This window comes from Brachybacterium sp. FME24 (assembly GCF_014897705.1).
In the GTDB taxonomy this organism is placed as follows: domain Bacteria; phylum Actinomycetota; class Actinomycetes; order Actinomycetales; family Dermabacteraceae; genus Brachybacterium.
The window spans coordinates 268,736-290,052 of sequence record NZ_JABUXV010000004.1 but is presented as its reverse complement, the minus strand read 5'-3'; the positions used below and the strand labels follow the sequence as shown (position 1 = coordinate 290,052).

20 protein-coding genes are annotated in these 21,317 nt (G+C 69.5%); 13 read left to right on the top strand and 7 right to left on the bottom strand.

Annotation, left to right across the window (positions count from 1 at the left end; translation table 11 throughout):
- The first annotated feature begins 63 nt into the window (after positions 1-63).
- Both INT51_RS06470 and INT51_RS06465 read left to right on the top strand, forming a co-directional pair.
- On the top strand, positions 64-702 hold the full coding sequence (locus INT51_RS06470) for an AAA family ATPase (protein ID WP_370540783.1): 639 nt from the start codon (positions 64-66) through the stop codon (positions 700-702).
- The gene (locus INT51_RS06465) at positions 699-2,348 is read left to right on the top strand and encodes an ABC transporter permease (RefSeq protein WP_193104379.1); all 1,650 of its coding nucleotides are present in this window, start codon (positions 699-701) and stop codon (positions 2,346-2,348) included. The genes INT51_RS06470 and INT51_RS06465 overlap by 4 nt, the downstream gene beginning before the upstream one ends.
- 30 nt (positions 2,349-2,378) lie before the next feature.
- Here INT51_RS06465 and INT51_RS06460 read toward each other — a convergent pair whose 3' ends face one another.
- From INT51_RS06460 to INT51_RS06450, 3 genes are read right to left on the bottom strand one after another with little or no spacing between them, the layout of a single operon-like run.
- Positions 2,379-3,938: an ABC transporter permease gene (locus INT51_RS06460; protein WP_193104378.1), complete on the bottom strand. Its 1,560-nt coding sequence runs from the start codon at positions 3,936-3,938 to the stop codon at positions 2,379-2,381.
- The gene (locus INT51_RS06455) at positions 3,931-4,878 is read right to left on the bottom strand and encodes an ABC transporter ATP-binding protein (RefSeq protein ID WP_193104377.1); all 948 of its coding nucleotides are present in this window, start codon (positions 4,876-4,878) and stop codon (positions 3,931-3,933) included. Before INT51_RS06455 ends, INT51_RS06460 begins: the two co-directional genes overlap by 8 nt.
- Entirely contained in the window at positions 4,878-5,498 is a 621-nt protein-coding gene (locus INT51_RS06450) for a TetR/AcrR family transcriptional regulator (RefSeq protein WP_193104376.1), read from the bottom strand. Before INT51_RS06450 ends, INT51_RS06455 begins: the two co-directional genes overlap by 1 nt.
- A gap of 177 nt (positions 5,499-5,675) precedes the next feature.
- Between INT51_RS06450 and INT51_RS06445 the strand changes: the two genes are divergently transcribed.
- The 3 genes from INT51_RS06445 to INT51_RS06435 all read left to right on the top strand — a co-directional run bounded on the left by INT51_RS06445 (position 5,676) and on the right by INT51_RS06435 (position 8,510).
- Positions 5,676-6,794 (top strand): MFS transporter, encoded by a 1,119-nt coding sequence (locus INT51_RS06445; RefSeq protein ID WP_193104375.1) that lies wholly within the window; start codon positions 5,676-5,678, stop codon positions 6,792-6,794.
- Positions 6,795-6,894: 100 nt separating this feature from the next.
- Entirely contained in the window at positions 6,895-8,028 is a 1,134-nt protein-coding gene (locus INT51_RS06440) for a serine hydrolase (protein ID WP_193104374.1), read from the top strand.
- A gap of 50 nt (positions 8,029-8,078) precedes the next feature.
- The gene (locus tag INT51_RS06435) at positions 8,079-8,510 is read left to right on the top strand and encodes a cyclopropane-fatty-acyl-phospholipid synthase family protein (RefSeq protein WP_193104373.1); all 432 of its coding nucleotides are present in this window, start codon (positions 8,079-8,081) and stop codon (positions 8,508-8,510) included.
- Positions 8,511-8,577: 67 nt separating this feature from the next.
- On the opposite strand, the gene INT51_RS06430 is transcribed toward INT51_RS06435, so the two are convergent.
- The gene (locus INT51_RS06430) at positions 8,578-9,276 is read right to left on the bottom strand and encodes a DNA alkylation repair protein (RefSeq protein ID WP_193104372.1); all 699 of its coding nucleotides are present in this window, start codon (positions 9,274-9,276) and stop codon (positions 8,578-8,580) included.
- A gap of 90 nt (positions 9,277-9,366) precedes the next feature.
- Complete coding sequence (locus tag INT51_RS06425; protein WP_193104371.1) at positions 9,367-10,803, bottom strand: YfcC family protein; 1,437 nt, start codon at positions 10,801-10,803, stop codon at positions 9,367-9,369.
- Between the two features lie 166 nt (positions 10,804-10,969).
- Here INT51_RS06425 and INT51_RS06420 point away from each other — a divergent pair, with 166 nt between their 5' ends.
- Positions 10,970-11,317 carry an HIT domain-containing protein gene (locus INT51_RS06420; RefSeq protein ID WP_193104370.1) on the top strand — a complete coding sequence of 116 codons (348 nt, stop codon included), beginning with the start codon at positions 10,970-10,972 and terminating at the stop codon, positions 11,315-11,317.
- Positions 11,318-11,338: 21 nt separating this feature from the next.
- Here the strand turns inward: INT51_RS06420 and INT51_RS06415 are convergent, their stop codons facing one another.
- Positions 11,339-11,812 (bottom strand): GNAT family N-acetyltransferase, encoded by a 474-nt coding sequence (locus tag INT51_RS06415; RefSeq protein WP_193104369.1) that lies wholly within the window; start codon positions 11,810-11,812, stop codon positions 11,339-11,341.
- A gap of 62 nt (positions 11,813-11,874) precedes the next feature.
- Here INT51_RS06415 and INT51_RS06410 point away from each other — a divergent pair, with 62 nt between their 5' ends.
- The 5 genes from INT51_RS06410 to INT51_RS06390 all read left to right on the top strand — a co-directional run bounded on the left by INT51_RS06410 (position 11,875) and on the right by INT51_RS06390 (position 17,256).
- The gene (locus INT51_RS06410) at positions 11,875-12,711 is read left to right on the top strand and encodes a spermidine synthase (protein ID WP_193104368.1); all 837 of its coding nucleotides are present in this window, start codon (positions 11,875-11,877) and stop codon (positions 12,709-12,711) included.
- 144 nt (positions 12,712-12,855) lie between these two features.
- Positions 12,856-13,617 carry a GntR family transcriptional regulator gene (locus tag INT51_RS06405; protein ID WP_193104367.1) on the top strand — a complete coding sequence of 254 codons (762 nt, stop codon included), beginning with the start codon at positions 12,856-12,858 and terminating at the stop codon, positions 13,615-13,617.
- Entirely contained in the window at positions 13,614-15,131 is a 1,518-nt protein-coding gene (locus INT51_RS06400) for an MmgE/PrpD family protein (protein WP_193104366.1), read from the top strand. The genes INT51_RS06405 and INT51_RS06400 overlap by 4 nt, the downstream gene beginning before the upstream one ends.
- Entirely contained in the window at positions 15,131-16,102 is a 972-nt protein-coding gene (gene prpB / locus INT51_RS06395) for a methylisocitrate lyase (RefSeq protein WP_193104365.1), read from the top strand. The genes INT51_RS06400 and prpB overlap by 1 nt, the downstream gene beginning before the upstream one ends.
- Positions 16,099-17,256, top strand: coding sequence for a bifunctional 2-methylcitrate synthase/citrate synthase (locus INT51_RS06390; RefSeq protein ID WP_193104364.1), 1,158 nt, complete (start codon positions 16,099-16,101; stop codon positions 17,254-17,256). The genes prpB and INT51_RS06390 overlap by 4 nt, the downstream gene beginning before the upstream one ends.
- Before the next feature lie 61 nt (positions 17,257-17,317).
- Here INT51_RS06390 and INT51_RS06385 read toward each other — a convergent pair whose 3' ends face one another.
- Positions 17,318-18,103: a FadR/GntR family transcriptional regulator gene (locus INT51_RS06385; RefSeq protein ID WP_193104363.1), complete on the bottom strand. Its 786-nt coding sequence runs from the start codon at positions 18,101-18,103 to the stop codon at positions 17,318-17,320.
- Between the two features lie 186 nt (positions 18,104-18,289).
- Here INT51_RS06385 and INT51_RS06380 point away from each other — a divergent pair, with 186 nt between their 5' ends.
- Positions 18,290-19,987: an L-lactate permease gene (locus tag INT51_RS06380; RefSeq protein ID WP_193104362.1), complete on the top strand. Its 1,698-nt coding sequence runs from the start codon at positions 18,290-18,292 to the stop codon at positions 19,985-19,987.
- Between the two features lie 62 nt (positions 19,988-20,049).
- Positions 20,050-21,306 (top strand): alpha-hydroxy acid oxidase, encoded by a 1,257-nt coding sequence (locus INT51_RS06375; protein ID WP_193104361.1) that lies wholly within the window; start codon positions 20,050-20,052, stop codon positions 21,304-21,306.
- Positions 21,307-21,317: the final 11 nt, after the last annotated feature.

The following is a 21,317-nucleotide window of genomic DNA, read 5'->3' as shown; positions in this document are numbered from 1 at the left end:
GCTATCGGGGGCCACCCACCAGTCACTCGACTGACCAACCTCCCTGGACATCACAGCTAGGCGATCGACATCTTCGCCCGGCTGCGCGGCCGGTGGGACCGGGCGCGACGGGACGATCTGTGCGATCGCTTCGATCTGGACCCGACCAAGAAGGCCCGCACCTACTCCAAGGGCAACCGGCAGAAGGTGGCGCTGATCTCCGCCCTCGCCTCCGACGTGGACCTGCTGCTGCTCGACGAACCCACCGCCGGCCTCGACCCGTTGATGGAGGCAGTCTTCCAACAGTCCATCCGCGAGGTGAAAGCGGCGGGTCGCACGGTTCTGCTGTCCAGCCACATCCTCGCCCAGGTCGAGGCCCTGGCGGACCGGATCTCGATCGTGCGCCAAGGGCGCATCGTCGAGACTGGCAGTCTGTCGGATCTTCGCCACATGACCCGCACCACCTTCGTCGCCGAGACCGACCGTGCCCCGGAGGGCCTGGACCGGATCGACGGCGTCCACGACCTGAGCATCGAGGGAACGAACGTCTCCTTCCAGGTCGACGGGGACCGGGTCGACGAGGTGGTGCGTGCCCTGGCGCCGCTCGGCGTGCGCTCCCTGGTCGCGCACCCCCCGACGCTGGAGCAGCTGCTGATGCGCCACTACGGCGATGCCTCGGACGACGCCACCGGGTCGAGCCTCGAGCAGGAGACGGCCCGATGACCGCGCCGACGATGTCACGCACCCGGCGCGGACCCGACCCGGGCGGCTCCTCGACATTGGCGGGGACCGGCACGATGCTCCGGCTCATCCTGCGCCGGGATCGGATCCGCCTGCCGGTCTGGATCGGTGCCCACGGCCTGCTGGTGCTGTACATCGGAGCCGCCCTCCCCCAGCTCGCGCCGCGCGAGGAGAACCTGGCCGAGATGACCGCGATGCTCTCGCAGCCTGTCGGCCGGATGTTCACCGGGCCGGCCTTCGGGATGGACGCCCCGACCTACGAGCGATTCTTCGCGGCCGGCTACGTCCCCTACCTGTTCCTCCTGGCCGCGCTGATGAACATCTTCCTGGTCACCCGCCACACCCGTGGCGAGGAAGAGTCCGGGCGGGCGGAGCTGATCCGTGCCAATGTCACCGGGAGTCACACCGCCCTGACGGCCACCCTGCTCGTCGCCGGCCTCGCCAATGCGGCGACGACCGTGCTCGTCACCGCCGTCGCCCTCGCCATGGGGTATCCGGCCACGGGCTCGGCCCTGGTCGGGCTGGCCGCGGGCCTGACCGGACTGGCTTTCACCGGCATCACGGCCATCACCGTCCAGCTCAGCGAGTTCTCCCGGCCCGCGGCCGGCATGGCAGGCGGCGTCCTCGGCGCCGCACTCCTCCTGCGCGCGCTGGGAGACATGGCTGCGATCGGCGGCACCGCCCTCTCGTGGGCCTCACCGCTGGGGTGGGCGGCGCAGACAGCCCCGTACGTTCATGACCGATGGGCCCCGCTGCTGCTTCTGGTCGCTCTTGCGGCGGTGACCATCGCCGCTGCCTTCGCCCTGCAGCGCCGGCGCGACTTCGGAGCGAGCCTCATGTCCACCCGACCCGGCGCGGGCCGGGCACACGCCTCGCTCGGCCACCCTCTGGGCCTCGCCGCCCGGCTGCAGCGCGGCGGACTCCTCGGTTGGGGAGCCGGCATCGTGCTGCTCGGCGTCATCGATGGCGCGTTCACCCAGTCGATGATCGACGCGGGCGAGGGCATGCCGGAGGAACTGCGAGCCGTGTTCGGGAGCGAGGCGCTGGTGCAGGGGTACGTGGCGTTCCTCGGGTCCTTCGTGACCGTCTTCGCCGCCGCCTACGCCGTGTATGCGATGCAGACCCTGCGCACCGAGGAGGACAGCGGCCGCACCGACGCAGTGCTGGCGACCCCCGTCAGCCGCGTCGGGTGGAGCGCCGCTCACATGGTCACCATCGCCCTCGGGGTGCTGCTGATCAGCGTGATCACCGGATTGGGCACCGGGATCGCCGCCGCCGGGGTGACCGGGGACGGCGCCCTGGTGCGAGAGATCCTGGCCTCTCACCTGGCCGTCGTGCCGGCCGCGCTGTGCGTGCTCGGTCTCTGTGCGGCCCTGTACGGCTGGGTGCCGAGAGCGATGTCCCTCCTCGGGTGGGCCGGTGTCGCGCTGATCGGCATCATCGACCTCTTCGGTGCACTGCTGGACCTGCCCACATGGCTCCTGGCGCTGTCTCCGATGCACCATCTGGCCGCCGTACCGATCGACGAGTTCGCCCTCGCACCGTTCCTGGTCGTGACAGGCGCGACGGTCCTGCTCACGGCGCTGGGGCTGCTCGGGTTCCGCCGACGGCAGGTGCGCGTCGTCTAGAAGGCCGCTGTGGGTGTTGGCGCGACGGACTCAGAGGTCCCGGCGCCGGAACGCGAACAGGGCGGCGCCGACGAGTGCGACGCCGCCCACCGAGAGGTAGACGACAGGGGCGACCGAGAACTCCTCGACCGGCATCCGAGGGATGTGCTGGAAGATCGAGAGCTGCTGCACCGGCTCCGGCAGTGACTGACCGAAGAATCGGATGATCACCCCGTACCCGTAGATGACCCAGGTGAGCCCCTGCCACCTCGGCCCGATGCCGTACAGCAATGCCGAGGCGCCGATCAGAGCCAGCAGCTCCGGGAAGCGGCCGACGACCCCGCCGACCGAGGCGCCCAGGAGAGCGCCATGGCCGGTGGCGCCGAACGCTGCGAGGCCGAGCCCCAGGCCGGAGAGCAGCAGGAGGAGTCCCGTTCCCAGGACGGTGACCAGCGTCCAGGATCCCAGCCACGCGAACCGGCCGGTCGCGGTGCCGAGCGCGCTGTCCAACCGGCCGTCGACCTCCTCGGACCGCACCCGTGCCATCGAGGTCAGAGCGAAGACTCCCACCAGCAGCGCCTGCGTCACGCCGAGCAGGCTGAGGTATCCGCGCTCCAGCTCCGTGCCGAACATCGCCTCGCTGCCCTCGATCGCATCGACGGTGCCGACCAGACTGCCCCAGACCATCCCCAGCAGTCCCATGGCCACCGCCCACCCCAGGATCGTTCGACGCTGCATGCGCACCGCCAGCGCGAACGGGGAGGAGAGCCAGCGGCTCGCCGCGACCCGGCCACGGCGCGGCGCGAAGAACCCGAGCCCGACGTCACGACGCACCGACAGGGCGTACCCGACGGCGGCGAACACCGCGCCGGTCCCCACCGTCAGCAGCACCGGCCACCAGGTGGGGTCCGTGATCGGTTTCGTCAGGTTCGCCCACGCCATCGGCGAGAACCACAGTGCGACGCTGTCCTCGCCCTGCGCCGCCGCAGCACCCCGGCCGATCGACGCCGCCGCGAGCACGATGCCGGCGATCCCGCCGGCGGCCCGTCCGCTCTCGACCACCTGCACGGCGACGGCCGTCACGCCGGCGAAGAACAGCCCGGTCGCTGCGATCGAGACGCCGTACAGCGCGGCGTCTCCCGCGCCGAATCCGATGCCCAGCGCGCCGAGGAACAGCAGCGCCGCCAGCACCGTGTTCGTGATCATGCCGACGAGCAGGGCCGCCGTCAGCGGCGCGTGCCGTCCGATCACGGCGCTGCGCACCAGCTCGGCCCGCCCCGACTGCTCCTCGCCCCGGGTGTGGCGCACCACCAGGAGGATGCTCATCAGCGCCGCGGCGATCAGGAACTCCTGGGTGTACATCAGGAAGTACTTCTGCAGGGTCACGGAGTCCAGGCCGTAGACCGGCCCGGCGAAGATGTCGAGCATCGTCTGCGCCTGGGCCAGGTCGTCCACGGCGCCCTGCGGGTCCTCCCCCGCAGTATTGGCCAGGGAGTTGAAGAAGAAGGGGACGAAGGCGGCGATCGCGATCGTCCAGATCGGCAGCCGCAGCCGGTCCCGTCGCAGACCCAGTCGCAGTAGCAGCCCGCTCCCGGTCAGGTCGTCACGCATCGCCGACCTCCTGCTGATCCGGCGCCGGCTCCGGCCGCCGTTGCGAGTCCGAGCCTCTGCTCACGTCGTAGTGACGGATCATGAGGTCTTCCAGGCTCGGCGGAGCGCTGTGCAGGGACGTGACGCCGAACTCGCCCACGTGCTTGAGCGCGGCGTCCAGCGCGTCGCCGTGGACCAGGAACCGCGCCGTCGAGCCCTGCTGCTCGAGGTCGACGACCCCTGCCAGCTCGTGCAGCCCGGTCACCGGGCGACTGGTCGTGACCTCGACGTTCGTTCCGGAGAGGTGTCGCAGATCGGCCAGGGTGCCGTGCTCGACGGTCACTCCGTCGCGCACGATGCTGATCCGGTCCGCGAGCCGCTCGACCTCGGCCAGGATGTGGCTGGAGAGCAGGACCGTCCGCCCTTCGGTGCGGACCCGTTCGATCTCCTCCTGGAACACCAGCTCCATGAGGGGATCCAGGCCCGACGTCGGCTCGTCGAGCACCAGCAGCTCTGCGCGCGAGGCGAATGCTGCCACCAGAGCGACCTTCTTCCGGTTGCCGGTGGAATAGGTGCGTGACTTCTTGCCCGGGTCGAGGCTGAATCTCTCGATCAGTTCGGCGCGGCGGGTCGCGTCGAGGCCGCCTCGCATCCTGCCGAGCAGATCGATCACCTCTCCACCGGTGAGAGTGGGCCAGAGTTCGACGTCGCCGGGGACATAGACCAGGCGTCGGTGGAGCGCGACGGCGTCGTTCCACGGATCCGCGCCGAGTACTTCGGCGCTGCCGCTGTCGGATCGCATGAGCCCCATCAGGATGCGGAGGGTAGTGGACTTCCCGGCCCCGTTCGGGCCGAGGAACCCATGGACCTCGCCGGAGCGGACCTCCAGGTCGAGCCCGTCCAGGGCGCGGTTCTGCCCGAAGTGCTTCACCAGTCGTTCCACGGTGACGGCGGTGCTCATCAGGACTCCTTCGACGTGTCGTCTGCACTCTGGTGATGGCCGAGGGCGGCCAGCACTCGGTACAGGAAGGCCACGATCTGCTCGGCGGGCTCGTCGTCGGGCCGGGTGAGCAGGTGCGTGCTGATCGATGCCGCGAACAGCGTCTGGACCATCTCCAGGTCACCGTGAGCGGGAAAGTTCCCGCAGTCCGATTCCTTCTCCAGCACCTGATGGATGATCTCGTCCCGATCCGGCGCTCCGGTCACCGCGCGGTATTCGGCGAAGAGCTCCGGATGCTCGTGGGGCACGGACATCAGCCGTCGGAGCACACGACGGACGCGCGCGTCAGCCAGCGCGCCCGCGATACCGGCGACCGTCTCCGCCAGGGTGGGGTGTTCCGGAGCCGGCTGCTCCAGGTGCGCGCGATACGCCTCTGCGACCGCAGCGATCACCAGATCCTCCCGCCGCGGATAGCGCCGGTAGACGGTCGCGCGCGTGACCCCGGACCGCTTCGCGACAGTCTCCGTCTTCACCGCCTCGACGCCTCCTTCGATGAACAGGTCGAGCGCGGCCTCGAGCACGGCCCGGTCCGTTTCGGCGCTGCGGGGACGGCCGGGACGGGGTGCTTCTCTCTCGTGCATGGCATAAACAATACAGTACTGTCCTGTATTGCAACAGATCCGCGCGCACGCGCCCACCACCCGTTGCCACAGCCTTGGCGCTAGCCTGGAAATCATGCATCGTCCTGTCGAGCGCACGCTCGCGCCCGCACCCCCGTCCGAGACGCCGTGAAGGGCTCGGCACTGCGCTCTCCGGGCATGCCCCTGCTCCTGGCCATGACGGTTCTGGGATTCTCCGGGTATGCCGCCCTGCTGCCGGTCGCACCTCTCTGGGCGGTCCACGGGGGCGCGGGCTCCGTCGGCGCCGGGCTGGTCAATGGCGTGCTCATGCTCTTCACCGTCCTGACCCAACTGATCGTCCCCGCGTCACTTCGCCGCTTCGGATGGGCACCGGTGCTGGCCGCAGGAGCGCTGCTGCTGGGCCTGCCCGCGGGAGCCTTCGCTCTCAGCGACGATCTCCTGCCCGTGCTCGCGCTGTCGGCCGTGCGGGGCCTGGGCTTCGGAGTGCTCACCGTGACCGGCAGCGCCCTGGTCGCGGAGCTGGTCGAACCGGCCCGCCGAGGCAAAGCGATCGGGGTGTACGGACTGGCGATCGCCGGTCCGCAGGTGCTCCTGGTCTCCGGCGGTCCGTGGATCGTGGAGAACCTGGGCTTCGAGCTGATCTTCGCCCTCGGGATGCTGCCCGCGGCGGGGGTGGTGCCGGCGATCGTGCTGGGCCGACGGGTCGAACGGGTCCCCACCTCGGGGGAACGTCCGCCCTATCTGCAGCTGCTGCGCCCGATGGCCCTGCTGCTGGCGGTCACCCTGGCCGGTGGCGCTCTGATCACCTTCATGGCGCCGATGAGCGACAGTGCGGGCCTGAGCACGCTCGCCCTGCTGTGCATGACGGTGACCGCAGCGCTGGCCCGTTGGCGGGCGGGCGGTCTCTCCGACATGTTCGGGCCGCAGGCGTTCATCTGGCCGCTGGTCGTCCTCACCACCGTCGGCATGGCCGTCCTCGCCTGGGGAGTGCGCGATCCCCAGGCCACCGATGTCCTGGCCCTGCTGATCGGGGCGACGCTGGTGGGCATCAGCTACGGCGCCCTGCAGAACCTCACCCTGGTGGTCGCGTTCCAGGCCGTCAGCCGCCCTCATTACGGATCGGCCAGCGCAGTGTGGAACATCGGTTTCGACGCCGGGACCGGCCTGGGCGCGGTGATGATCGGCATGATCGCCAGCGGCTCGTCCTTCAGCACCGCCCTGCTGGTCGGCGGAGCCCTCTCCCTGGCGACCCTGCCCCTCGCGCTCCGCCGTCCGAGGCCGACGCCTGGGCCGTAGCCGCGCCATCGGCGTGGAGAGAGCGTCGCGATGCGCGTCCCGACCTGGACGGGCCTCTCGCGCCGAGCGCGGATCCCACGGCCTCTGGCAGACTGCAGCGATGGCTCCCATCGCGGACATGCTCCAGAAACACGTCGACTCCGGTGCGCTTCCCGGGGCGGTGGCCCTGTCCTGTCGGCGCGGACGGACCGACACCGTGGTGGTCGGCAGCCAGGACCTCGAGTCGACGATCCCGATGTCCGCACGGACACTGTTCCACTGGGACTCCTTGAGCAAGCCGCTGACGGCAGCCCTGGCACTGACGTTCGTCTCCGACGGCAGTATCGGCATCGACTCCCCCGTCGACCGCTGGCTGCCCGAGCTCTCCGGGCCCCGGGTCCTCGAGGACCCGGGCGGACCGCTCACGTCCACGACCCCGGCCGACCGTCCGGTGACCTTGGAGGATCTGCTCACCCTGCGCGGCGGGCTCGGGTTCACGACCGACTTCGAGTCGGACTTCACCACAGCGCTCGTCGCCGAGCTCCAGGAAGGGCCCGCACCGAGATCCCTAGATCGCGAGTCCTTCCTGACGTCGGCCGGGAAGCTGCCGCTGGCCCATCAGCCGGGCCAGGGGTGGACCTACAACACCGGCAGCACCATCCTCGGACTCCTGCTGGAGCGGCTCGCCGATCGCCCCTTGGACGAGCTGATGACGAAGCGACTTGTCGAGCCGCTGGAGATGACGGACGCCCGCTGGTGGGTACCGCCGTCGGACCTCCACCGCTTCGCCGCCCGATACGAGCGACCGGATGATCCCCGCGAGAAACTGCGACTCGTGGACCCTGCCGAGGGTCGACACGCCCACCCCCCGACGTTCCCGGACGGGGCCGGCGGCATGATCGGAACCGCCGACGACTGGCTCACCTTCGGGAGAATGCTGCTGGACGGCGGGCTGCATCAGGGACGTCGGGTCCTCCCCGACCCACTCGTCACCTCGATCATGACCGACCATCTCACCGCCGAGCAGCGTGACCAGGCAGGCTTCTTCCTCGACGACGGAGAGGGATGGGGGTACGGCGGGAGCGTGCGCACCGACGGCACCTACGGATGGGCCGGAGGTGCCGGGACCATCGCTCGCATCGACCCTCGCCGCGACCAGGTGAGCGTTCTGATGACGCAGGTGGCCCTCGATGACCCACAGGGATCGCCCCTTCTCACGAGTTTCGAGCACATCGCTCGGGGCGAGGACGGGTGATCGGGCGGGCCACGGCCGTCAGATTCCGCAGCACTCGAGGAGGATGACCAGTGCCTAGCCTGCTCTCCGACCGGCTCCGACGTGTGGTCGACGCCCTACCCCTGCGTCCAGGCCTGCGAGTGCTCGAGATCGGAGGGGCGCCGGGCACCGCCGCGCGGGAGGTCGCCGCCCGGGTCGGTCCGGGCGGCCATGTGCTGGTGCTGGATCGGTCTGATACCGGAATCCAGCGGACGCGAGCCGCCTGCGACGACGAGATCGTCGCCGGGGTGCTCTCCACCGTGTGTGCGCCCGTCGAGGATTTCGAGCTCGACCCGTCCATCGAACTGTTCGACATCGCCTTCGCCTGCCGGGTCGGTGCGCTCGACGGCCGACACCCGCATCTGCGTGCCCGCGCTCTCGAGAACATCGCCCGTGCCGTCGTCCCGGGCGGCACGTTGCACCTCGACACCGGATCCCCGCTGACGACGATCACGCTCGGGTGAACCCCACCAGCGGTGGACCGCCGAGGGCGTCTCGACCACCCCGGAGATGCGGTGGCAACCTGGCTTCTCAGCCGGTGCTGCTCCGTCGGACCATCTCGTCGATCCAGATCGGCGCGAACGGTGAGGTGCAGTTCGGGGGCGTCGGATAATCCTTGAGCACCTCGAGGCGCTCTCCGATATCTCGCGCCCTCTCACGCAACTCAGGAGTGGCGATCCCGATCTGGGCGAGGCAGGTGTTCATCGCCCATTGCAGGCGCTCCGGAGCGTCCTTCATCTCGGTCTCGATGACGTCGAGCAGGGCGGGCTGGTCGATTCCCTCGGGCTTCTTCACCACGCGGTCGCTGGTCAGCGCCCAGCCAGCGCTCGCCACCACGGGGTCGGCGTCGGCGAACCAGGCTGCGCGCAGCTCCTCACGGTGCCGGCTCTTCACTGCGAGGTAGCTCACGATCCAGTCATGCACCTTGGGTGTCCCTGCCTCTCGCAGCAGGGCGTCGAGCTCATCGCGCCCGTAGTCCTTCGGGCGGGTGAGGAGGATCGCGAGGAGCTTCGCGGCGGTGTCGCCGGTGGCCCACAGCTCGCGGGCAAGGGGAGGCTGGGCTTTCAGCCGCTTGGCGATGGCGCGGAGCTTCGTGAGGTTCACTCCATGATCGTCGCCGCGCTTCTCGTTGACCGCGCGAATCCTGGGATCCTCGAGTGCAGCCAGCTCCGCCATCACCTCGTCCTTCAGCGCCGTCACGTCGGCCGTGTCCTGGTGCGTCTGCGTCATCTGGGCTCCTCTCCCCTGTGCTCCTCAGGGTACGCCGGGGCCAGGTCCTGACCCGCTGAGACCCTTCGCGACGAGAGCGCCGCCTCGGCGTCAGTTCCACCCTGTGAGCTGGGCGAACACGAGGAAACCGATCGAGATGAGCACCCAGATGCCCAGCAACGGCGCGTAGAACCGCACCCAGCGGTTCCACGGCACCCGGCCCACGGCGAGCGCCGCCATGAAGTACCCCGACGTCGGATAGATCAGGTTCGTCATGCCGTCGCCGGTCTGGTAGGCCAGCACGGCGCTCTGCCGCGTCACGCCCAGGAGATCGGACAGCGGCGCGAGCACCGGCAGGGTCACCAGGGCCTGCCCCGATCCGGAGGGGACGATCAGGTTGAAGACCGCCTGCACGAGAAACATCCCGACGACGAACAGCACCGGAGGCAGGAACCCGACCGATTCGCCGAGGCCGAACACGATGGTGTCGAGGATGTTGCCGTCCTCGAGGACGATCGCGACGCCGCGGGCGATGCCGACGATGATCGCCCCGGCGAGGACGTCGCGCAGTCCCTGGTCGAAGGCCTCGGCCATCTCCCGGGTCCTCAGACCGGCGACGAGCCCCACCACGATGGCGATCAGGAGGAACATCCCCGCGAACTCGGGGAAGAACCAGCCCTGGGTGATGACGCCCCACACCAGCACGCCCGCGAGCAGGATCAGGGCGACACCGGCGGCCTTCTGTCGGCTGGAGAACGTCGGGATCGCCTCAAGATCGAGCCTGTCCCGCTCCCGCACGGTGGTATCGGCGTGCCCGTGCAGGACGGACCGGGTCGGGTCCGCGGCGACCCGCCTCGCGTACCAGATGATGTAACCGACCGCGGTGACGAGGTAGGCGATGTACAGCGCGACCCGCAGGCCGATGCCGGAGAACGGTGCGAGCCCTGCGATCTGCTGGCCCAGTCCCGTGTTGATCGGGTTGAGGAAGCCGGCCGCGAAGCCCGCTCCGGTACCGAGCAGGGCGACGGCCGCCGCCACCACCCGGTCGTACCCGAGGCTGAGGATCAGCGGGAGGATTGCGGGGATGTAGACGAGCGAGAGCTCGGGCACTCCGATGAAGCTCGCGATCAGCGAGAAGACGACCATCAGCACGGGGATGACGGCGACGCCGCGTCCGGCGAAGAGGCGCGCGATGGCCGCGAGGGCGACGTCGATCAGGCCGGTGCGTCGCACCACCTCGAACATGCCGCCGATCATGAAGACGAAGAAGACGATCGCCCCGGCGTCGACCAGGCCGCGCGGGATGGCGGTGAGCAGCTCGATCGCGGTCACAGGAGACTGCTCGATGAAGGAGAAACTGTCCGGGTCGACGACCTCGCGGCCGTCCGGACCGGGGACTCGCTCGTACTGGCCAGCCGGGACGACCCAGCTCAGCACCGCCGCGAGCAGGGCGAACAGGACAAGGATGACGTATACGTGCGGGAAGCGGTCCTTCGGCACGGTCTCGTCGGCCACGGGCGCGTCGGCAGTGGGACTGGGAGTGATCATGATGCTCCGGTCGTGATCGGCGGTCGGACAGGCGCTGGAGGGGTCGCCCACGTGGTGCCCACAGCCCGCTCCCCGAAGTACTGCTTCATACTTGCACAAGCTGGAGTAGGGAGCGGACGCCCGCCGACATCGGGGCACGGGACGATGATTCCCTCATACTGGGTCCATGACGACACCTCTGGCGTACACGGGAGCTGACTTCTACTGCGATGTCGCGATCCCGGACCCGGGTGCCCTCGATGTGGTCCATGAGGACGATCGCGTACTCGCCTTCCACCACACGAAGCCGTTCTGGGAGGTGCACCTCGTCGCAGTCCCGACGAGGCACATCGGGTCGCTGACCGCGGCGGGCGGCGACGACGAGGCGGACCTGCTGGCCCTGCTGCGGGTCGTCCAGCGCCTCGCCCGCGAGGTGGAGCGTGAGTACGGCGCCGCGGCAGTGCTCACGAACCTCGGTGCCTACCAGGACTCCAAGCATCTGCATGTGCACATCCAAGCCGGCGACCGCCGCTGAGCGCGGTCCCTGCCGGGCGGGTCACAGGGGCAGCTTGAATCCCACGTGGCTCGGGAGATACCCGAGGCGGTCGTAGAAGCGGTGCGCATCGGTGCGCGAGGAGTCAGTGGTCAGCTGGGCGAGCGTCGCCCCGTGCTCGCGTCCCCACTCGTGCGCCCACCGGAACAGTGCGGTGCCCAGTCCGCTCCCCCGGGTCGACTCCGCGACCCGGACCGCTTCGATCTGGAGCCGGGTGGCGCCTGCTCGGGACAGCGAGGGGATCAGCGTGAGCTGCATCGTGGCGACAACTCGATCATCGGCGTCGCGCACCGCGACCAGGAGCTGGTTCTCGTCCTGGTCGATCTGGTGGAAGGCCCTCTCGTACGTCGCCATCCCGGCACCCTCCCGGTCGCGGCCGAGGACGTCGTCGGCCAGGAGCGCGACGATCGCGAGCAGATCCTCCGCGCTCGCCCGGGTGATGGTGAAGCGTCGGCCCGCCAGTTCGAGGGTGTGCATACTGCCCATTGTCATCCCCGTCCGGGGGCCGTGGCGGGCGCGACATCCAGGATAATGAGTCCATGCGCCCCACCGACCTGTCTCCCGGCTCGCAGCGCAGCGCGCAGCTGGGCTTCTCCGATCGGCCGGCATGGATCATCAAGGATGAGGTCGACGGCGGCTGGGTGCTGCAGATCGGCGGCGTCGAGCAGTCGCATGTCGATCTCGCCGATCCCACCCACATCGTCCACGAGTACTTGCGGCGGATGGCGAACGTCGTCGATGCGGCATGGCCCCGTCAGCAGAAGATCCGGATCGCCCATCTGGGTGCCGGTGCGCTCACGCTGGCCCGGTACGTGCAGGCCACTCGGCCCGGCTCCGCGCAGCTGGTGATCGAGATCGAACGCGAGCTGCCGACGCTCGTGACCACCGCCCTGCCGATGCCGGTGGGGACCGAGCTGGAGGTCGTGATCGGTGATGCCCGCGAGGAGCTCGCTGCGATGAGCGGCCGACGGTTCGACGCCGTCGTGATCGACGTGTTCTCCGGAGAGTCCTCCCCCGCTCACCTGGCCGCTCGGGACTTCTACGGCGAAGCGCTCGAACATCTGGAGGAGGACGGGCTGCTGCTGGTCAACGTGGGCGACGACGCCGGGCAGCGCTTCCTCGCCCAGCAGGTCCGCGAGCTCGAGGACGCGGCCGCGACGAAAGGGCTGTCCGGCGTGTGGACGTTGACCCAGGCCTCGCTGCTGACCCGCCCGGCCGACGGGAACATGGTGCTGCTCGCCGGGGGCGCCCTGTCCTCCCCCGATGTCGAGGACTGGCGTGCGGCGTGGAGGCAGGCCGGCCCCCACCCCGGCGTGGTCCTGGACCCGGCCGAGACTCTGGAGGCATTCCGCACCATCGGCCGTCGACGCTCCTGACGGCGCAGGAGGTCATCCCTTCCGGGTGCCCGATGGGCAGCCGAGGCGGAGCCAGGAATTCTCCGCTGTATACACAGAAGCCGCGTTCGGGGACGTTTCTGACGACATGGGCTCATCTGCGTCGAGTGTGCATACACTGGTCGTATGCGTGCGAGCGACCGGGCCTACCTCACCCTGCGTGAGGAGATCATCGCGGGAACCCTCGAACCCGGCACTGTTCTCGGCGAGGTCGAGCAGTCGGCCCGGCTGGGACTCTCCCGCACCCCGCTGCGCGAAGCACTGGGCCGGCTGGTCGGGGACGGCCTGGCCGCCCCCTCTGCCGGGCGCGGGGTCGTGGTCACGGCGGTCTCTCTGGCCGAGGCGACCCAGCTGTTCGACCTGCGGATCGCCCTGGAGGTGCTGGCCGTCCGTCGCGCCGCCGAGATCACCGGTGCGGACCCCGCGGCGCAGGACCGGTTCTCCGAGCTCGCCGAGCGCTTCGGTCGCTCCACCGCGCCCCTCGCGCAGGGCGCCGAACCCACCGACTACTACGCGCTGACCCGGGAGTTGGACACCGCCGTCGACTCCACCAGCGGCAATGACTATCTGGCCGACGCGCTGCGCGGCGTCCGGGTCCACCTCGCCCGACTGCGCCGGCTCTCGCGCAGATCGCCGACCCGCCTGGCCGACTCCGCCCACGAGCATGCCGCGATCGCCCGCGCCATCGCGGCCGGCAACCCGGAGCTCGCCGCAGCCGCGACCACCGTGCACCTCCAGCAGGCGCTGACTCACCTGCAGGCCGAGCCCCTCGCCCCACCTGCCACGGCCTGCCCCACCGACTCCGACACGTCGACTGACCGCACACGAGACCCCGTTCGCCCCCGCAGCGCCCACCTCGGCGCACCCCTGAAGGAGACGACAGCATGAGAGACCACGACGTCCGCGTCCACCGCTCCGAGGAACAGGTTCCCCGCACCGACCAGTTGGCCTGGTCCATGGCCGAGGTGGCCACGGATCCGGTCGCGGTGGAGCCAGAGGTCCAGGAGATGATCATCAATCGGATCATCGACAATGCCTCGGTCGCGATCGCCTCCGTCGGCCGCGCCCCCATCGTCTCCGCCCGGTCCCAGGCGCTCAGTCACCCGGTCTCCACCGGCGGCAGCGGCGCGAGCATTGTCGGGATCACGGAGAAGAGCTCCCCGGAATGGGCAGCCTGGGCCAACGGCGTGGCGGTGCGAGAACTCGATTTCCACGACACCTTCCTGGCCGCTGAGTACTCCCACCCCGGCGACAACATCCCGCCGATCCTCGCCGTCGGCGAGCACCTGGGCAGCTCGGGCCATCACCTCATCCGCGCCCTCGCCACCGGCTACGAGCTGCAGGTCGACCTGGTGCGCGCGATCTCCCTGCACGCCCACAAGATCGACCACGTCGCCCACCTGGGCCCCTCGGCCGCCGCCGGGATCGGAACCCTGCTGGGACTGGACACCGAGACGGTGTTCCAGGCCATCGGGCAGGCGCTGCACACCACCACCGCCACCCGCCAGTCCCGCAAGGGCGAGATCTCCACCTGGAAGGCCCACGCGCCGGCCTTCGCCGGGAAGATGGCCGTCGAGTCCGTCGATCGGGCGATGCGCGGACAGACCTCCCCGGTGCCGATCTACGAGGGCGAAGACGGTGTGATCGCCTGGCTGCTGGACGGCCCGGAGGCCCATTACACGGTGCCGCTGCCGGTACTGGGCGAGACCAAGCGCGCGATCCTGGACACCTACACCAAGGAGCACTCGGCGGAGTACCAGGCCCAAGCATGGATCGACCTGGCCCGCCGGCTGCACACCGAGCACCCCGAGGCCACCGATCCGTCCCAGGTCGACTCGATCCTGATCCGTACCTCCCACCACACCCATTACGTGATCGGGTCCGGAGCGAACGATCCGCAGAAGTACGATCCGACCGCCTCCCGCGAGACCCTCGACCACTCGATCCCGTACATCTTCACCGTCGCCCTGCAGGACGGGACCTGGCACCACGTGGACTCGTACGCCCCGGAGCGAGCAGGACGCCGCGACACCGTGGCGCTGTGGCAGAAGGTCGCCACCCAGGAGGATCCGGAGTGGACCCGCCGCTATCACTCCCAGGATCTGGCGGAGAAGGCCTTCGGCGGCGACGTGCGTATCACCCTCGTCGACGGCACCGTGATCGAGGACCGGATCTCCGTGGCCGACGCCCACCCCCTCGGCGCCCGGCCCTTCACCCGCGCGCAGTACGTCGAGAAGTTCCGATCCCTGGCCGACGGTCTCGTGGAGAGCGCCGAGATCGACCGCTTCCTGGAGACCGCGGCGAACCTGCCGGACCTCGCCGCCGGGGAGCTGGGCCGGCTCAACGTCCGCGCCGCGACCGGCGTCGTGGATCTCACCGCCGGACCGAAGGGACTGTTCTGATGCTGCACTCCACCAGGACCGCCGCGCAGAAGCGCCAGGATCTGCGCGCACTGCTCACGCCCGGCGCCGCCCAGCCCTTCCCGGGGGCCTTCACCCCGTTGTCGGCGACACTGATCCAGGAGAAGGGGTTCCCGGGGGTCTACATCTCCGGGGCGGTGATCGCCAATGAGCTGGCCCTGCCCGACATCGGGCTGACCACGCTGAGCGAAGTGGCGGCCCGCGGTCGCCAGATCGCCGCCGCCACCGACCTGCCCTGCCTGATCGACGCCGATACCGGGTTCGGCGAACCGATGAATGTCGCCCGCACCATCGGAGAGCTCGAGGACGCGGGCCTGGCCGGCTGCCACATCGAGGACCAGGTCAATCCCAAGCGCTGCGGGCACCTGGACGGCAAGACGATGGTGGACGAGGAGACCGCCACCCAGCGCATCCGCGCTGCGGCCGACGGTCGCCGCGACGAGGGGTTCCTGGTGATGGCCCGCACCGACCTGCGCGCCACCTCGGGACTGGACGCCGCGATCGACCGGATGAAGGCCCTGGTCGATGCCGGCGCCGACGCGATCTTCCCCGAAGCGCTCGCGGACCTCTCGGAGTTCGAGCAGGTCTGCGCGGCTCTGGATGTGCCGGTGCTGGCGAACATGACCGAGTTCGGCAAGTCCGAGCTCTTCACCCGCACCCAACTGGCCGAGGCAGGCGTGGCCATGGTGATCTATCCGGTCACGCTGCTGCGTGCGGCGATGGGCGCGGCCGAGCGGGTGCTGGAGACGATCCTTTCGGAGGGTACCCAGGCCCCTCGGGTGGATGAGATGCTCACTCGCGCCAGGCTCTACGAACTGGTGGACTATGAGGGCTACACCCGCTTCGACGCCTCGATCTTCGACTTCGAGGTCCCCGCCGTCCGCCGCGCTGACAGCGCCCCCCGCACGGACCGCACCCCCGACACCGCCGTCGATCCCAGGAGTGACTCATGAATGAGACCAGCGAGATCCACAAGGGACTGAACGGGGTCGTCGCCGACGTCACCGCCGTCTCCAAGGTCAACCCCGAGACCAATTCCCTGCTCTACCGCGGGTACCCGGTCCCCGAGCTGGCCGCCACCCAGCCCTTCGAGGCCGTGGCGCACCTGCTGTGGACCGGGGAGCTCCCCACGGCCGAGGAACTGACCGAGGTCGCGCGCCACGAGCGTTCCCACCGTGCACTGAGCGCCGAGGTCAAAGCGGCGATGGACTCCCTGCCGGCCGAATGCCATCCGATGGATGCGGTGCGCACCGCCGTCTCCGTGATCGGGGCGATGGACCCCACCGCGAAGGACTCCTCGCCGAATGCCGAGCTGGAGAAGGCAAGGCGCCTGTTCGCCCAGCTGCCGGCCGTGGTCGCCTATGAGCAGCGTCGCCGCCGGGCCGGCGGTCCCACCGAGTCGATCCCCGCTCGGGACGATCTGGACTACTCCCGGAACTTCCTGTGGATGACCTTCGGGCAGGAGGCGTCCGACGAGGTGGTCGAGGCGTTCCGCGTCTCGATGGTGCTGTACGCCGAGCATTCCTTCAACGCCTCCACCTTCACCGCCCGCGTGATCACCTCGACCCTGTCCGATCTGCACTCGGCGGTGACCGGCGCGATCGGCGCGCTCAAGGGCGCCCTGCACGGTGGGGCGAACGAGGCGGTGATGCACACCTTCGAGGAGATCGGCATTCGCCCGGAGGAGTCCGAGGAGGAGGCCCACGCCCGCGCAAAGGCCTGGATGGACGACGCGCTGGCGCAGAAGAAGAAGATCATGGGCTTCGGGCACCGGGTCTACAAGCACGGGGACTCGCGGGTGCCGACCATGAAGGAGGCCATGGACGCGATGATCGCGCACGTCGGGCGTTCCGAGATCCTGGGCCTGTACAACGGTCTGGAGCAGTCCATGGACGAGGCCAAGGGCATCAAACCGAACCTGGACTACCCGGCGGGGCCGACGTACCACCTGATGGGCTTCGACACCGAGATGTTCACGCCGTTGTTCATCGCCGCGCGCGTGACCGGCTGGACCGCCCACATCATGGAGCAGCGCGCCGCGAACGCCCTGATCCGGCCCCTTTCGCAGTACGACGGTCCGGACGAGCGCCCGGTTCCCGCCTCCTGAGGCGGCGGCCGCAGTCACCAGTCTCCGACGTCCTCGGGCAGGGGCCCACCGCTCTGCACCGCTACGCGTCGGGCAGATCCGGCAGCGCGGCCGACGCCTCCCGAACGTGCGCAGCGGTGAGGTCCCCCGCCCTCTCGGCCTGCCCCTGGATGATCGCCTCGAGGATCTCGTGGTGCTGGGTGCGCAGCATCGACGCCAGCGCATCCCAGTTCGTCACCTTGGTGAACGCCTCGAGGATCGGGGCGCGCAGGGAGGAACGGATCGCGCCGGTCATGTCGGAGAACAGGGTGTTCCCGCCCGCCGCTGCGATGGCGACATGGAAGTCGGTGTCGGCGTCGTTGAACGCCTCGCGACTGACGTCGGGGTCATCCATGATCGCCAGCAGCCGCTCCATCTCCGCCAGCGCGTCGGCATCGGCCCGCTCGGCCGCCAGCGACGCGCTCGCCCGCTCCAGCATGATGCGCGCCTCGACGACCTCCTGGATGCGGAAGTTCGACAGGGCCACATGGAGGCGGAGGAACCGGGCCAGTGCCGCGCTCGGAAGGGCAGCGACGAAGGTCCCGGCGCCGCGGCCGGATCCGACGTCGGAGCGCAGCACCCCATGACCTTCGAGGACCCGGATGGCCTCGCGCACTCCGGAACGGCTGACCTGGAGCCGGAGGGCGAGCTCCCGCTCCGAGGGCAGGAGGTCGCCGACGGTGAGGGTGCCGGCCATGATCTGGTCCTCGATCGCCTCGATGACCAGCTCGTGCGTGCTGCTCCGAGTCACCGGTCGCCACATCGCGCCCACTCCCGAGGACCGATCCGTCTGCGGTCCGACCTCTTTGCCGTCTGTGTTGTCGACCATGGTCCTGTTCTAGCACAGCCGGTGCACGCCGCGATCCGTGCCTTGCCCTCAGACGATCCAGGGCCTAGCATCGCCTCTGTGGTCAGACCACAGGATGGTCTCCCACGCTCTTCGTTCCGACTCACGAGGCACCACATCGACGGCGATGCTGTGCAGCACCGCGGCTGATGCGTGTCGGAGGCCCCTATGTACACAGCAGAACTCGCACCGTTGGCAGACAGCCTGCTGTGGTCCTCGCTGATCGCCATCCTGCCCTTGCTGACGATCTTCCTCACCCTGGGTGTGCTGCGCTGGAAGGCGCACTGGGCGGGCCTGTCCGCTCTCGCGGTGGCCGCTGCCGTCGCCGTGCTGGCCTACAGCATGCCGGTCGGTCTCGTCGCACTCTCGGCGACCGAGGGATTCGCCTTCGGGATCTTCCCGATCATGTGGATCGTGGTCAACGCGATCTGGCTCTACGAGCTGACCGTCCGCAGCGGACGGTTCGAGGACCTGAGACTGGTCATCAACGTGATCTCGGACGACCCACGCGTCCAGGCGATCATCATCGCCTTCTGCTTCGGCGGCCTGCTCGAGGCCCTCGCCGGCTTCGGGGCACCGGTGGCGATCACCGGCGTCATGCTCATGTCGATCGGCTTCACCGCGATGCGAGCGGCCACGGTGGTGCTCATCGCCAACACCGCCCCGGTGGCCTTCGGCGCCATCGCCATCCCGATCATCACCGCCGGCAACCTCACCGGGATCGACTACCAGCACATCGGTGCCATCATCGGACACCAGACCCCGTTCCTGGCCACCCTGGTCCCGCTGTTCCTGGTCCTGCTGGTCGACGGCAAGCGGGGCATCCGTCAGCTCTGGCCGCTGGCGCTCCTGGTCGGCGTCGTCTTCGGCGTCGCCCAGTACGTGTCCTCGAACTGGCTGTCCGTCGAACTCACCGACATCATCTCCTCGCTGGCCGGACTCGCCGCGGCAGTCCTCATGCTGCGGGTGTGGAAGCCTGTCGGCGGCAAGGACGCGACGGAGAACATGCGTCTGGAGCGCGAGAGCGAAGCCGCCGAGGCGCCCGATGCCGCGCCCGGCTCCGGGTCCGGCCAGGTCGCCGTCGCCACACCGCCACGCACCGAGACCCCGCTCACCGCCGGCCGCGTGTTCCTGGCCCTGTTCCCCTATCTCCTGGTCATCGCGATCTTCTCCGTGTCGAAGCTGTGGGGACCCCTGAACTCCCTGTTGAGCTCCACCGACATCTCGATCCCCTGGCCCGGGCTCGACGGGAAGGTGCTCAACGCCGCCGGGGAGGTCGCGGAGAGCACCGTGTACTCCCTGCAGTGGTTGTCCTCCCCGGGCACGCTGCTGTTGATCACCGGCATCATCGTCGCCGCAGTGTTCCGCCTCTCCGCCAAGGACGCCGTCGACGTCTACGTCACCACCGTCGTCAAGCTCCGCTTCTCGATCCTCACGGTCGGGTCGGTCCTGGCCCTCGCCTACGTCATGAACCTGTCGGGGCAGACCATCACCATCGGCACCTGGATCGCCGGCACCGGGGCGGCCTTCGCCTTCTTCTCGCCGATCCTCGGCTGGCTGGGCACGGCGGTCACCGGCTCCGACACCAGTGCCAATGCCCTGTTCGCCACGCTGCAGCAGACCGCGGCCGAGAAGGCGGGCCTGGACCCCGCCCTGCTGGTCGCGGCGAACACCTCCGGGGGCGTGGTCGGCAAGATGATCAGCCCGCAGAACCTCACGATCGCCGCTACGGCTGTCGGTCTCGTCGGGCGCGAATCGGAGATCTTCCGCAAGGTGATCTGGTGGAGCCTGGGCATGCTGGTCGCCCTGTGCCTCCTGGTGGGCCTCCAGTCCACCGTACTGTCATGGATGGTGCCCACGCAGTGACCTGAGAATCCCGCCTGCCCTCCCCCTCACCGACGAAGCCCTGACGACGAAGGAGACCCCTCATGGTCCAGCGACAGATCCCCAAGCCGGCCGAGATCCTCGACCTGATGAAGTTCAAGAAGGTCGAGCTCGATCCCAAGAAGCGCCGACTGGAGTCAGCGCTGACGATCGATGACCTGCGCACGATCGCCAAGCGCCGCACCCCGGCCGCAGCGTTCGACTACACCGACGGCGCCGCCGAGGGTGAGATCTCGATGCGTCGGTCCGTGGAGGCCTTCGAGGATGTCGAGTTCCACCCCTCGATCCTGCATGACGTCTCCCGCGTGGACACCTCGACGCAGATCCTGGGCGGCAGCTCCGCGCTGCCCTTCGGCATAGCCCCCACCGGCTTCACCCGCCTGATGCAGACCGAGGGCGAGATCGCCGGCTCCGGCGCGGCCGGCGCCGCCGGCATCCCCTTCACCCTGTCCACGCTGGGCACCACGTCGATCGAGGACGTCCAGGCCACCAATCCGCACGGCCGGAACTGGTTCCAGCTCTACGTCATGCGCAAGCGCGAGATCTCCTACGAGCTCGTCGAGCGCGCCGCCACGGCCGGCTTCGACACCCTGTTCTTCACCGTCGACACCCCCGTGGCGGGAGCGCGCCTGCGCGATACCCGCAACGGCTTCGCGATCCCCCCGCAGCTCACCCCCGGCACCGTGCTCAACGCCTCGGTGCGTCCCTGGTGGTGGTGGGACTTCCTGACCACGCCCAAGCTCGAGTTCGCCTCCCTGTCCGAGACCGGAGGGACCGTCGGCGAGCTCCTGAACTCCGCCATGGATCCCTCCATCGACTTCGACGACCTCGCGACCATCCGCGCGATGTGGCCGGGCAAGTTCACCGTCAAAGGGGTCCAGACCCTCGAGGACGCCAAGAAGCTCACCGACCTCGGGGTCGACGCGATCGGACTGTCCAACCACGGCGGGCGCCAGCTCGACCGGGCACCGGTGCCCTTCCAGCTGCTGCCGGAGGTTGCCCGCGAAGTCGGCAAGGATGTCGAGATCATCCTGGACACCGGCATCCGCGACGGCGCCGACATCGTCGCCGCGATCGCCCTGGGCGCTGACTTCACCCTCATCGGCCGGGCCTACCTCTACGGCCTGATGGCCGGTGGCCGCGCCGGCGTGGACCGCGCGATCCAGATCCTCTCCGAGCAGGTTCGGCGCACCATGCAGCTGCTGCAGGTCTCGAGCCTGGACGAGCTCACCCCGGCGCACGTGACCCAGCTGGAGCGCTGCACGCGCGTCGGGTCCGAGCACGGCGCGCGCATCCGGTGACCACCTCGAGC

What these genes read in the sequence shown, in the direction of transcription:
- INT51_RS06465 (WP_193104379.1), top strand. Translation starts at nt 699, where the DNA reads ATGACCGCGCCGACGATGTCACGCACCCGGCGCGGACCCGACCCGGGC.
- INT51_RS06460 (WP_193104378.1), bottom strand. Translation starts at nt 3,938, where the DNA reads ATGCGTGACGACCTGACCGGGAGCGGGCTGCTACTGCGACTGGGTCTG.
- INT51_RS06455 (WP_193104377.1), bottom strand. Translation starts at nt 4,878, where the DNA reads ATGAGCACCGCCGTCACCGTGGAACGACTGGTGAAGCACTTCGGGCAG.
- INT51_RS06450 (WP_193104376.1), bottom strand. Translation starts at nt 5,498, where the DNA reads ATGCACGAGAGAGAAGCACCCCGTCCCGGCCGTCCCCGCAGCGCCGAA.
- INT51_RS06445 (WP_193104375.1), top strand. Translation starts at nt 5,676, where the DNA reads ATGCCCCTGCTCCTGGCCATGACGGTTCTGGGATTCTCCGGGTATGCC.
- INT51_RS06440 (WP_193104374.1), top strand. Translation starts at nt 6,895, where the DNA reads ATGGCTCCCATCGCGGACATGCTCCAGAAACACGTCGACTCCGGTGCG.
- INT51_RS06430 (WP_193104372.1), bottom strand. Translation starts at nt 9,276, where the DNA reads ATGACGCAGACGCACCAGGACACGGCCGACGTGACGGCGCTGAAGGAC.
- INT51_RS06425 (WP_193104371.1), bottom strand. Translation starts at nt 10,803, where the DNA reads ATGATCACTCCCAGTCCCACTGCCGACGCGCCCGTGGCCGACGAGACC.
- INT51_RS06420 (WP_193104370.1), top strand. Translation starts at nt 10,970, where the DNA reads ATGACGACACCTCTGGCGTACACGGGAGCTGACTTCTACTGCGATGTC.
- INT51_RS06415 (WP_193104369.1), bottom strand. Translation starts at nt 11,812, where the DNA reads ATGCACACCCTCGAACTGGCGGGCCGACGCTTCACCATCACCCGGGCG.
- INT51_RS06410 (WP_193104368.1), top strand. Translation starts at nt 11,875, where the DNA reads ATGCGCCCCACCGACCTGTCTCCCGGCTCGCAGCGCAGCGCGCAGCTG.
- INT51_RS06405 (WP_193104367.1), top strand. Translation starts at nt 12,856, where the DNA reads ATGCGTGCGAGCGACCGGGCCTACCTCACCCTGCGTGAGGAGATCATC.
- INT51_RS06400 (WP_193104366.1), top strand. Translation starts at nt 13,614, where the DNA reads ATGAGAGACCACGACGTCCGCGTCCACCGCTCCGAGGAACAGGTTCCC.
- prpB (WP_193104365.1), top strand. Translation starts at nt 15,131, where the DNA reads ATGCTGCACTCCACCAGGACCGCCGCGCAGAAGCGCCAGGATCTGCGC.
- INT51_RS06390 (WP_193104364.1), top strand. Translation starts at nt 16,099, where the DNA reads ATGAATGAGACCAGCGAGATCCACAAGGGACTGAACGGGGTCGTCGCC.
- INT51_RS06385 (WP_193104363.1), bottom strand. Translation starts at nt 18,103, where the DNA reads ATGGTCGACAACACAGACGGCAAAGAGGTCGGACCGCAGACGGATCGG.
- INT51_RS06380 (WP_193104362.1), top strand. Translation starts at nt 18,290, where the DNA reads ATGTACACAGCAGAACTCGCACCGTTGGCAGACAGCCTGCTGTGGTCC.
- INT51_RS06375 (WP_193104361.1), top strand. Translation starts at nt 20,050, where the DNA reads ATGGTCCAGCGACAGATCCCCAAGCCGGCCGAGATCCTCGACCTGATG.